Here is a 12,042-nt window from a genome sequence, read left to right as displayed (position 1 = left end):
ATGGAAACATCAAAAGTAATTCACGCTTTTTATACAGATGACGACGTTTTAATGTCGGCTGTTAAAAGAGTTAAAGCTGAAAAGTATCATATCGAGGAAGTTTTTACGCCTTTTCCGGTTCATGGACTAGATAAAGCAATGGGATTAGAACCAACACGTTTGGCTATTACATCCTTTATTTATGGTTGTATTGGTTTAGTTGTTTCAATTGTTATGATGAACTATATTATGATTGAGGACTGGCCACAAGATATTGGTGGTAAACCAAGCTTTAGTTATATAGAAAACATGCCAGCGTTTATACCAATTATGTTCGAATTAACGGTATTTTTTGCAGCTCATTTAATGGTAATAACTTTTTACTTACGTAGTAGATTATGGCCATTTAAAACAGCTGAAAACCCGGATGTAAGAACGACAGATGATCATTTCTTAATGGAAATTGCTATTCATAATAATCAATTTGAATTAGAAAATTTACTAAAAGAAACTGGTGCAGTAGAAATTAATATTGTTGAAAAAGTAGAAGCACATTAATATGAAGGCCTTAATAAAAACAGCAATTATAGCATTAGTATTAGTAACGATTGTTTCTTGTAGTAAACAAGGAAGTCGAAACTATGAATACATGCCAAATATGTATGAAGACGTTGGTTATGATACCTATTCTGAATCAAGCGCTTTTAGAAATGGTATAGAAGCTCAACTTCCAGCTGAAGGATCAATTTCACGAGGGTATTTACCTTTTGATATAGATGATAGTTTAGACGGATATAACGAAGCGAAAGCAAACTTGACAAATCCTTTGGATTCTCTGCAATTTGATGGCATGAGAGGAAAAGAATTATATAACATTTACTGTGCTATTTGTCATGGACCAAAAGGTGATGGGCAAGGAAATTTAGTAAAGCGCGAAAAAATTCTTGGTATTCCTAGTTATTCGGATGTTGGAAGAGCAATTACTTCCGGAAGTACTTATCATACTATTTATTATGGTAAAAATGCTATGGGTTCTTATGCAAACCAATTGAACGAAGAAGAGCGTTGGCAAGTAGTAGCTTATGTTATGGAGCTGAAAGCTGATTTAGAAAAATAAGATAGATAAAGATTATATATAGATATGTACACATTCTCGAATAGATTAAAGACATTCTCTATTGCACTGATTATAATTGGAGCATTAGGTGTTGTTTATGGTTTTATGACATCTCATAAATCTTTTGAAGACGTTGAAACCATGCTTGCTACTGAAGCATCACACGGTGGTGGACACGGAGAAGAAGCATCACATGATGTTGCAACAACACATGATATGACGGCTGAAAATGCGGCTCTTACTGAAACAGGAGAAGCGCATGTAGATGAACATAAAGAACATGTAGAGCATGTACAACACCAATTGGCTAATAGACCTTGGTCCGCCATTTATGTTGCTGCATTTTTCTTTTTCATGATAGCATTAGGTGTTTTAGCATTCTATGCCATTCAGTTTGCATCACAAGCAGGTTGGTCACCAGTTCTATTTAGAGTTATGGAAGGTATTACAGCTTATGTATTACCAGGTGGTTTAATTGTTTTGGGTATTGCTGTAGCTTCAGGTACTATTGGTCATTATAACTTATTTGTATGGATGGATCCAGAAGTTGTTGCCAATGATAAATTAATTCAAAATAAAGAAAGCTACTTAAACTTACCTTGGTTTATTATAAGAGGTTTAATTTTTATTGCAGGATGGAGTTTATATAGACATTTCGCTCGTAAATTCTCAATAGCACAAGATAACGCAGATATTAACGATAATCGTAACTTTAAGAAATCATTTAGAATTGCAGCTGCTTTTCTAGTATTTTACATCTATACCGAGTCTATTATGTCTTGGGATTGGATTATGAGTGTAGATCCACACTGGTTTAGTACATTATTTGGATGGTACGTATTTTCAAGTATGTTTGTAAGTGGTATTACCGTAATTGCATTAATCTCAGTTTACTTAAAGTCAAGAGGATTCTTAACATTTGTTAATGATAGTCATATTCACGATTTAGCTAAGTTTATGTTTGGTATGAGTATTTTCTGGGCTTATTTGTGGTTTTCACAATTCATGCTTATTTGGTACTCAAACATACCGGAAGAGGTAACTTACTTCGTAACACGTTTTCAAGATTATCAATTACCATTTTTAGGTATGGTAGTTTTAAACTTTGTATTCCCGTTTTTACTTTTAATGAATAGTGATTATAAACGACTGCCTTGGTTTATCATTATGGCAGGTTTAGTTGTACTAGGAGGACATTATATTGATGTGTTTGTTATGATTATGCCTGCAACAGTAGGAGATAGATGGTTTATTGGAATCCCTGAAATTGGCGCTATATTATTGTTTGCTGGTCTGTTTATCATGGTGGTATTTACATCATTAACAAAAGCACCATTATTAGCCAAAGGAAATCCGTTTATTAAAGAAAGTGAAGATTTCCATTATTAAAAATTAATTAAAGTAGAGAAGAGACAATGACAGCTTTTTTAACAATTATAATAGTTCTTTTTGTTGCTATTGCCATTTGGCAAATGGTGAAAATATTTGATCTAGCACAAGTAGGTGTTTCAGATGACCAGGTAGCAAATGATAAAGACAACAAGATAAATGCATATTTAATGTTAGGTTTTTTAATCTTCATTTATGTACTAACCATCTTATGTTTTGTATTATGGGGTGATTTACCTTTGATGTCCAATGCGGCATCAGAACATGGTTCTGAAGTAGATAATTTAATGATGATCTCTATGATCGTTATTTTCGTAGTTCAGACTATTACGCAATTCTTATTACATTTCTTTGCCTACAAATATCGTGGTGAAAAAGGTAAAAAAGCATTGTACTATGCAGATAATAATACCCTGGAAGCAATTTGGACAATAATTCCAGTAATCGTTTTATCAGGTTTAATAATTTATGGTTTATTCACATGGACAAGCATTATGAATGTCAGTGAAGATGATGATCCATTAATAGTAGAATTATATGCGCAACAATTCAACTGGAAGGTACGCTACGGTGGAAATGATAATACATTAGGGAAAGCCAACGTACGTTTAATAGATATAGACAAAGCTAACATTTTAGGTGTTGATGAAGCAGATCCTAATGCGCAAGATGATATTATTGTAACAGAGTTACATTTACCAGTAGGAAAACCGGTTTTAATTAAAATGCGTTCACAAGACGTATTACATTCCGCTTACATGCCTCACTTTAGAGCGCAAATGAACTGTGTTCCAGGGATGATAACCCAGTTTGGATTTACGCCAGTTATCACCACAGCTGATATGAGATTGACACCTGAAATAATTGAAAAGGTGGATAATATTAACAATATCCGTGAGGAGAAAAGTATAGAGCTAGCAGCCAAAGGTGAAGCGGCACTTGATCCCTATGAATTTGATTTTCTTGTATTGTGTAATAAAATTTGTGGAAAATCTCATTACAACATGCAAATGAAGATCATAGTTGAAACTCAAGAGGAGTATGATGCTTGGATTGCGGAACAAAAAGAATTTAAAGATTCTTTAATTAAGTAAATAAAAACGGTTTTTAAAAAAAGTATATAGAAGATTATGTCAACACACGCAGATATTCACGCTCACGACGACGATCACGGACATCATCCTAAGGAAACATTCATGACTAAATACATATTTAGTCAAGACCATAAAATGATTGCTAAGCAATACCTTATTACAGGTACGCTTATGGGAATTATAGGTGTTTTAATGTCTATCATGTTCCGTATTCAAATTGCTTGGCCAGAAGAACCGAATATATTATTTGAAGCTCTATTAGGAAAATGGGCTCCAGGTGGTGTTATGGATGCTGATATTTATTTAGCATTAGTAACAATCCATGGTACTATCATGGTATTCTTTGTTTTAACAGCTGGTTTAAGTGGTACGTTTAGCAACCTTTTAATTCCATTGCAAATTGGTGCACGAGATATGGCATCAGGATTTTTAAACATGGTATCTTATTGGTTATTCTTCCTATCTAGTATTTTAATGGTATGTTCTTTATTCGTAGAGGCAGGACCTGCAGCAGCTGGTTGGACAATCTATCCGCCATTATCAGCCTTACCAATGGCTCAAGGTGGTTCAGGATTGGGTATGACTATTTGGTTAGTTTCTATGGCTATCTTCATTGCATCCTCATTGTTAGGGTCTTTAAATTACGTGGTTACAGTTATTAACTTACGTACTAAAGGTATGTCTATGACGCGTTTGCCATTAACAATTTGGGCCTTCTTTGTAACGGCTATTATTGGTTTGGTTTCGTTTCCGGTGCTATTATCAGCAGCTTTATTATTAATAATGGATAGAAGTTTTGGAACATCATTCTTCTTATCGGATATTTTTATTCAAGGTGAAGTATTACACTATCAAGGTGGTTCACCGGTATTATTCGAACATTTATTTTGGTTCCTTGGTCACCCTGAGGTTTATATTGTAATTCTGCCTGCTATGGGATTAGTATCCGAAATTATGGCTACCAACTCGCGTAAACCTATTTTTGGTTACCGAGCCATGATTGCTTCTATTTTGGCTATTGCATTCTTATCTACAATTGTTTGGGGTCACCATATGTTTGTATCTGGAATGAATCCATTTTTAGGATCAGTATTTACATTTACAACGCTATTAATTGCAATTCCTTCGGCTGTAAAAGCCTTTAACTGGATAACAACCCTTTGGCGCGGTAATATTCAAATGAATCCGGCTATGTTGTTTTCTATAGGTTTCGTTTCTACCTTTATTACAGGTGGTTTAACAGGAATTATTTTAGGAGATAGTGCTTTAGATATTAACGTACATGATACGTACTTCGTAATTGCGCATTTCCACCTAGTAATGGGTATATCTGCTCTTTATGGTATGTTTGCTGGTATTTATCACTGGTATCCAAAAATGTTTGGACGCATGTTAAATAAGAAAATGGGTTATATTCATTTCTGGATAACCGCAATTAGTGCTTATGGGGTGTTTTTCCCAATGCACTTTATTGGAATGGCAGGTTTACCAAGACGTTATTATTCTAACTCAAGTTTCCCATTATTTGATGATTTAGCAAACGTGAATGTTGTTATAACCATCTTTGCTATAATTGGTGGTGCCGTACAAATTATATATTTATACAACTTCTTTGCTAGTATGTTTTATGGTAAGAAAGCTGTTCAAAACCCTTGGAGATCGACTACTTTAGAGTGGACAACTCCAGTTGAACATTTACATGGGAACTGGCCAGGTGCTATTCCTCATGTATACCGCTGGTCTTATGATTATAGTAAACCAGGTCATGATACGGATTTTGTACCACAAAACGTTCCGTTAAAAGAAGGTGAAGAAGAGTTACATCACTAAACAAATCCCTTTGCAAAAATGGATCTTATAAAAGACATTCAAAAGACTAAAGCCTTTCTGTTAAAAGAAAGGCTTTTTTATTAATCCATTTATGCACAACAAAAGCATACTTAAAAGAGATTTAAAAGACTAAAGCCTTTCCATTAAATTGGAGAGGCTTTTTGTTATATTTGTTTAAGCTATTTAATGCAATCTTATAGTTACGTAAAATATTCGAATTTGCTTTTAAATCGAATTAAATAAAAGGATTCCCAATTTCATGGGAAGTAAACATGAACGAAAACCTAGATCCGACAAACGAAAATTTCACGCCAGAAGAAGTTGACGTTGAAAAAAAGTTAAGACCCTTATCCTTTGATGATTTTACAGGTCAAGATCAGGTGTTGGAAAATCTTAAAATATTTGTACAGGCTGCTAATGGTCGCGAAGAAGCATTAGATCATACCTTGTTTCATGGACCTCCAGGTTTAGGTAAAACCACCTTGGCACATATTTTAGCTAGTGAATTGGGTGTAAGTATTAAAGTCACGTCTGGTCCTGTTTTAGATAAACCAGGAGATTTAGCTGGACTGCTTACAAATCTAGATGAGCGTGACGTGCTTTTTATTGATGAAATTCATAGATTAAGTCCTATTGTGGAGGAGTATTTGTACTCCGCCATGGAAGACTATAAAATAGATATCATGATTGAGTCGGGACCAAATGCCAGAACCGTTCAGATAAATCTAAATCCATTCACCCTAATTGGTGCAACAACACGTTCTGGATTACTAACAGCACCTATGCGTGCACGTTTTGGAATCCAAAGCCGACTGCAGTATTATAACACCGAATTATTAACCACCATTGTACAACGAAGTGGGACTATTTTAAATGTACCAATTTCTATGGAGGCAGCAGTGGAAATAGCTGGTAGAAGTAGAGGAACACCACGTATTGCCAATGCGTTATTGCGTCGGGTTCGCGATTTTGCACAAATAAAAGGCAATGGAAGCATTGATATTAAAATAGCCCGTTTTGCATTAGAAGCTTTAAATGTGGATGCACACGGTCTTGATGAAATGGACAATAAGATTTTAACCACTATTATTGATAAATTTAAAGGTGGCCCAGTTGGAATTACAACCTTGGCAACAGCTGTAAGTGAAAGTGCCGAAACGATTGAAGAAGTGTATGAACCATTTTTAATTCAGCAAGGTTTTATCATGCGAACGCCACGCGGTCGTGAAGTTACGGAACAAGCTTATAAACATTTAGGTCGTGTTAAAGGTCCAACTCATGGAGGCTTATTTTAACTGATTGCATTGAGGTATGTTATAATTAATATGAAATATCTAATATCCCAAATTTGAAAACTCAAAACACCATACCGTCCGTTCCTTTAATTAAATTTTTGAAGCATACTTTAGAGATTCTTAAAAACCCCTTACCGTTTCATCATAAAAATTTTGAAGAGAAAGGCGATGTGTTCAAATTAAAAATAGGCTTTAAAAATAGTGTGGTTTTTAGTCGGGATGCCGCTTTTGCTGAATATGTACTTCAAACCAATCAGAAGAATTATAAGAAATCTAAAATTCAAACGGTAGATTTAGTCAAATATGTGGGTCGCGGTTTATTAACAGCTGAAGGTGAACATTGGAAAAAACAGCGAAAATTGATTCAACCCGCTTTTCATAAAAAACAATTAGAAAATCTTTTAGACAGTATAAAAGATGCCATTGTTTCAGAATATAAAAAAATCACACCTGAAAAGACTATTGATATATTCCCCATTCTAAACGATTTGGCTTTTCAAACCGTGGTAAAATCTCTTTTCAGTAGTGCTGCCAATCAAGATGATATTAACAGACTGCAACATATTACCGAAACAGCTCAAAAAATGCTGGTTAAAGAGTTACGCCAACCCTATTTAGGTTGGTGGTTCAAATATGGCGGAGAAATAGGTAAAACCTTGGAGTTAACTCAAGAAGCCCGTCAGATTTTAATACGGATTGTAAATGAACGTCGCGCCTCCCTAATTAAAGAAAACGATTTATTGGATATGCTTTTAGATGCCAAATACGATGATGGTTCATTTATGGAAGAAGAGCAATTAATAGATGAAATTTTAATTCTTTTTACAGCTGGACATGAAACCACCTCCAATGCGCTCACATTTACCGCACAATTATTGGCTTTAAATCCGGAATGGCAGGAGAAAATTTATAATGAGCGTCTCGTAATCCAAAAGGAAACTACCAATTTAATGGATTTGGTTTCTAAATCTAAAATCTGTCAGCAAGTTATAGAAGAAAGCATGCGACTATTTCCACCCGTTTATTTCATAGATCGGGTGAACATTGAACCGGACACTTTCAATAATTTAGATTATGAAGCGGGCTCCAATCTATTGTTTTCGGTTTATGAAATGCATCGTCATGAAAAATTATGGGAAAAACCTAATAACTTTATGCCCGAACGTTTTAATGAAGGTAGCCGAAAATTCTCATCCCAATATTTTCCTTTTGGCGCTGGCCCACGAAAATGCATCGGGAATAATTTTGCTATGTTTGAAATGATAATAGCCATTTCCGAATTAGTGTCAATTTATAAAGTTTCACCTAATTTTCAGGAAATAGATATTACACCGCTTATAACTTTAAAGCCTAAAAATGCTTTTTTAACGTTTCAGAAACGTAGCTAATGATCGACAATAGATCAAAATATACGGCAATGATTAAAACAGAAGCCAAACGACTCGGTTTTTTATCTTGTGGTATTAGTAAAGCGCAATTTTTAGAAGAAGAAGCGCCAAGGTTGGAGAATTGGCTAAACAAGAATATGAATGGTGAAATGTCCTACATGGAAAACCATTTTGATAAACGCCTAGATCCTACAAAATTAGTAGAAGGCTCTAAAAGTGTGGTTTCCTTGTTATTGAATTATTATCCATCTGAATTTCAAAATGATGATACCTATAAAATATCAAAATATGCCTATGGCACCGATTATCACTTCATAATAAAAGATAAATTAAAATCTTTATTGCATTTTATTCAAGAGGAAATTGGCGAAGTAGATGGCCGTGCTTTTGTAGATTCGGCACCCGTTTTAGATAAAGCTTGGGCCGCCAAATCAGGATTAGGATGGGTAGGCAAACACACCTTGCTATTAACCCAAAAATCCGGTTCGTTTCATTTTATTGCTGAACTCATCATCGATTTAGAATTAGAGTATGATTCTATTACAACCGATCATTGTGGTTCCTGTACCAAATGCATTGACGCTTGCCCTACACAAGCTATTACAGAACCTTATGTGGTAGATGGCAGCAAATGTATTTCCTATTTCACCATTGAATTAAAAGAAAATATTCCCACAGAATTTAAAGGCCAATTTAACGATTGGATGTTTGGTTGTGATATTTGCCAAGATGTGTGTCCTTGGAACCGTTTTTCAAAAGCGCATAGCGAACCGCTTTTTAATCCGCATCCTGAATTATTGGAAATGTCTAAGCAGGATTGGGAAGAGATAACCGAAGAAACCTTTCAAAAAGTATTTAAAAAGTCGGCTTTAAAACGTACAAAATTCACCGGATTAACCCGCAACATTGATTTTTTAAAATCCTAATGGCTTTATAAGTCTAAGTGCTTTTTTCTGTCATTTTGTATTCGAAAAATGTATATTTGTTAGTCGATAAAACAGAAATATATGAGCAAAGAAAGCAGAAGAAGAGAGGCATTAGTATATCACGCGAAACCTACACCTGGAAAAATAAAAGTCGTACCCACTAAAAAATACGCGAGTCAGCGCGATTTATCATTAGCCTATTCTCCTGGTGTTGCTGAACCTTGCCTTGAAATTGCCAAGGATGTTGACAACGTTTATAAGTATACAGCCAAAGGAAATTTAGTTGCCGTTATTACCAACGGGACGGCCGTTTTAGGACTTGGAAATATTGGACCTGAAGCCTCTAAACCGGTAATGGAAGGAAAAGGTTTGCTTTTCAAAATATTTGCAGATATTGATGTGTTTGATATTGAAGTGGATACGGAAGATGTGGAAGTTTTTATCCAAACCGTAAAAATGATTGCACCAACTTTTGGAGGAATTAATCTAGAAGATATTAAAGCACCTGAAGCTTTTGAAATAGAACGCCGACTGAAAGCTGAATTAGATATTCCGGTAATGCATGATGATCAGCATGGAACGGCTATTATCTCTGCAGCCGCTTTATTAAATGCTTTAGAATTAGCGGGTAAAAATATTGAAGATGCGCAGATTGTAATAAGTGGTGCCGGTGCCGCAGCAATTTCCTGTTCACGTTTGTACCAAGCTCTTGGTGCCACGCGTAAGAATATGGTTATGCTGGATAGTAAAGGCGTAATTCGTCAAGATCGGGACAGTTTAACACCTGAAAAAGCAGAATTTGCCACGCATAGAAAAATTGATACTATAGAAGAAGCCATGACAAATGCCGATGTATTTATCGGCTTATCAACTTCTAATATAGTTTCGCCAGGGATGTTATTAACTATGGCAGATAACCCTATAGTTTTCGCCATGGCCAACCCAGACCCGGAAATTGAATACGATTTAGCGGTTGCCACCCGAAAGGACCTTATTATGGCAACTGGCCGAAGTGATCATCCTAATCAAGTGAATAATGTTTTAGGTTTCCCATTTATTTTTAGAGGTGCTTTAGATGTGCGTGCCACGAAAATTAATGAAGAAATGAAAATGGCGGCTGTAAAAGCCTTGGCTAATTTAGCTAAAGAACCTGTTCCAGAGCAGGTAAACATTGCTTATGGTGAAACCCGTTTAACATTTGGTCGTGAATATATTATTCCAAAACCTTTTGATCCAAGATTAATTTCGCAAATACCACCAGCGGTTGCTAAAGCGGCCATTGAAAGTGGTGTGGCAAAACATCCTATTACTGATTGGGTAAAATATGAAAACGAACTTTTAGAACGTTCGGGCTCTGATAATAAAATAGTGCGTTTACTTTTAAACCGCGCCAAGTTAAGTCCAAAACGTGTTGTTTACGCTGAAGCCGATCATTTAGATGTTTTAAAAGCGGCTCAAATTGCACACGATGAAGGTATTGCTATGCCTATTTTATTAGGAAGACGTTCCGTTATTGAAAAACTGAAAGCAGAAATTGGATTTGATGCTGATGTGCCAATTATTGATCCAAAATCTGATGAAGAGGAACCGCGTTTAAAAGCCTATGCTGAAGTTTATTGGAAGCAACGTAAACGTAAAGGTGTAACCTTATATTCTGCAGAAAAAATGATGCGGGAGCGTAATTATTTTGCAGCTATGATGGTAAATGAAGGTGATGCAGATGCTTTAATTTCTGGATTTTCACGTAGTTATCCGTCTGTAGTAAAACCTATGTTAGAATTAATTGGTTTAGCGCCAGGATCAACTCGGATTGCTACAACCAATATCTTGATGACGCAGCGTGGTCCGTTATTTTTAAGTGATACGGCTATCAATATCAATCCATCAGCTGCCGATTTAACGAAAATCGCCCAAATGACGGCCGGTGTTGTAAAAATGTTTGGGATGGAACCGGTGATGGCTATGATTTCCTATTCAAACTTTGGTTCATCAAAAAACCAAACGGCTATTAAAGTGAGAGAAGCAGTTGCGTATTTACATCAAAGACATCCAGATTTATTGGTTGATGGTGAATTACAGGCCGATTTCGCATTAAATAGTGAGATGCTTCAAGATACGTTCCCGTTTTCAAAATTAGCGGGTAAGAAAGTAAATACCTTAATTTTTCCGAATTTAGAATCAGGAAATATAACTTATAAACTCTTGAAAGAATTAAATCAATCAGACTCCATTGGACCTATTATGATGGGTATGAGAAAACCGGTTCATATATTACAATTGGAAGCAAGTGTAGATGAAATTGTGAATATGACCGCTATTGCTGTCATTGATGCGCAACAAAAGGAAAAATTGGCTGAACTTTAAAAAGGGGATTCGGTTGATAAACACCTTTGTTTTGAAAATAATTTTATTACATTTGAGAGTTAATATAATGTTAATTCATGATTACACATATTCAAGGAAGACTTGTTGAAAAAAAGCCAACAGATGTTGTTATAGACTGCAACGGTGTTGGCTATTTTTTGAATATTTCCCTACATACATATTCGCAAATTCCAGACCAAGAAAATCTTAAATTGTACACCCATCTTCAAATTAAGGAAGATTCGCATACCTTGTTTGGATTTTCAACATTGGCCGAGCGTGAAATTTTTCGCATGTTATTGTCTGTAAGTGGCATTGGCGCCAGTACTGCACGCACCATGTTGTCTTCATTAACGCCCGTTCAAATACGTGAGGGCATTGCTTTGGGTGATGTGCCCTTAATTCAATCCGTGAAAGGTATTGGAGCAAAAACCGCTCAACGCGTTATTTTAGATTTAAAGGATAAAATCCTGAAAGTCTATGATATAGATGAAAATTCTACAGCACAAAGCAATACAAATAAAGATGAAGCGTTATCTGCTTTAGAAGTTTTGGGCTTCGTTAAAAAGCAGGCGGAGCGTGTGATAGACAAGTTTTTAAGTCAAGAGCCACAAGCAGATGTTGAGACCATTATTAAGCAAGCGTTAAAAAATTTATAAT

At 35.5% G+C, this 12,042-nt stretch carries 10 protein-coding genes; all 10 read left to right on the top strand.

Annotated features, from left to right (window positions below):
• The 10 genes from ES674_RS01105 to ruvA all read left to right on the top strand — a co-directional run bounded on the left by ES674_RS01105 (position 1) and on the right by ruvA (position 12,041).
• Positions 1-537: a DUF3341 domain-containing protein gene (locus ES674_RS01105; RefSeq protein WP_148402148.1), complete on the top strand. Its 537-nt coding sequence runs from the start codon at positions 1-3 to the stop codon at positions 535-537.
• Position 538: 1 nt separating this feature from the next.
• The gene (locus ES674_RS01100; RefSeq protein ID WP_170233937.1) at positions 539-1,096 is read left to right on the top strand and encodes a c-type cytochrome; all 558 of its coding nucleotides are present in this window, start codon (positions 539-541) and stop codon (positions 1,094-1,096) included.
• A gap of 24 nt (positions 1,097-1,120) precedes the next feature.
• Positions 1,121-2,485 (top strand): quinol:cytochrome C oxidoreductase, encoded by a 1,365-nt coding sequence (locus tag ES674_RS01095; RefSeq protein ID WP_148402147.1) that lies wholly within the window; start codon positions 1,121-1,123, stop codon positions 2,483-2,485.
• Between the two features lie 26 nt (positions 2,486-2,511).
• The gene (locus ES674_RS01090; RefSeq protein ID WP_148402146.1) at positions 2,512-3,579 is read left to right on the top strand and encodes a cytochrome c oxidase subunit II; all 1,068 of its coding nucleotides are present in this window, start codon (positions 2,512-2,514) and stop codon (positions 3,577-3,579) included.
• Positions 3,580-3,615: 36 nt separating this feature from the next.
• Positions 3,616-5,409 (top strand): cytochrome c oxidase subunit I, encoded by a 1,794-nt coding sequence (locus tag ES674_RS01085; protein ID WP_148402145.1) that lies wholly within the window; start codon positions 3,616-3,618, stop codon positions 5,407-5,409.
• Between the two features lie 272 nt (positions 5,410-5,681).
• Positions 5,682-6,704, top strand: coding sequence for a Holliday junction branch migration DNA helicase RuvB (gene ruvB, locus ES674_RS01080; RefSeq protein WP_148402144.1), 1,023 nt, complete (start codon positions 5,682-5,684; stop codon positions 6,702-6,704).
• 53 nt (positions 6,705-6,757) lie between these two features.
• Positions 6,758-8,092: a cytochrome P450 gene (locus tag ES674_RS01075; RefSeq protein ID WP_148402143.1), complete on the top strand. Its 1,335-nt coding sequence runs from the start codon at positions 6,758-6,760 to the stop codon at positions 8,090-8,092.
• A complete protein-coding gene (gene queG / locus ES674_RS01070) occupies positions 8,092-9,018 on the top strand; it encodes a tRNA epoxyqueuosine(34) reductase QueG (RefSeq protein ID WP_148402142.1) in 927 nt (308 codons plus the stop codon). The genes ES674_RS01075 and queG overlap by 1 nt, the downstream gene beginning before the upstream one ends.
• Before the next feature lie 81 nt (positions 9,019-9,099).
• Positions 9,100-11,382 (top strand): NADP-dependent malic enzyme, encoded by a 2,283-nt coding sequence (locus tag ES674_RS01065; protein WP_148402141.1) that lies wholly within the window; start codon positions 9,100-9,102, stop codon positions 11,380-11,382.
• A 77-nt stretch (positions 11,383-11,459) separates the two neighbouring features.
• Positions 11,460-12,041 (top strand): Holliday junction branch migration protein RuvA, encoded by a 582-nt coding sequence (gene ruvA, locus ES674_RS01060; RefSeq protein WP_148402140.1) that lies wholly within the window; start codon positions 11,460-11,462, stop codon positions 12,039-12,041.
• The last annotated feature ends 1 nt before the right edge of the window (position 12,042 follow it).

This window comes from Bizionia myxarmorum, assembly GCF_008086205.1.
GTDB classification, from domain to species: Bacteria; Bacteroidota; Bacteroidia; order Flavobacteriales; family Flavobacteriaceae; genus Algorimicrobium; species Algorimicrobium myxarmorum.
Note: the sequence above shows the minus strand (reverse complement) of the source record. Positions and strands in the feature narration are given on the sequence as shown.

Bases quoted from the DNA above. Each gene is read 5' to 3' on its own strand.
- ES674_RS01105 (WP_148402148.1), top strand. From the start codon at position 1: ATGGAAACATCAAAAGTAATTCACGCTTTTTATACAGATGACGACGTT.
- ES674_RS01090 (WP_148402146.1), top strand. From the start codon at position 2,512: ATGACAGCTTTTTTAACAATTATAATAGTTCTTTTTGTTGCTATTGCC.
- ruvB (WP_148402144.1), top strand. From the start codon at position 5,682: ATGAACGAAAACCTAGATCCGACAAACGAAAATTTCACGCCAGAAGAA.
- ES674_RS01095 (WP_148402147.1), top strand. From the start codon at position 1,121: ATGTACACATTCTCGAATAGATTAAAGACATTCTCTATTGCACTGATT.
- ES674_RS01085 (WP_148402145.1), top strand. From the start codon at position 3,616: ATGTCAACACACGCAGATATTCACGCTCACGACGACGATCACGGACAT.
- ES674_RS01100 (WP_170233937.1), top strand. From the start codon at position 539: ATGAAGGCCTTAATAAAAACAGCAATTATAGCATTAGTATTAGTAACG.
- ruvA (WP_148402140.1), top strand. From the start codon at position 11,460: ATGATTACACATATTCAAGGAAGACTTGTTGAAAAAAAGCCAACAGAT.
- ES674_RS01065 (WP_148402141.1), top strand. From the start codon at position 9,100: ATGAGCAAAGAAAGCAGAAGAAGAGAGGCATTAGTATATCACGCGAAA.
- queG (WP_148402142.1), top strand. From the start codon at position 8,092: ATGATCGACAATAGATCAAAATATACGGCAATGATTAAAACAGAAGCC.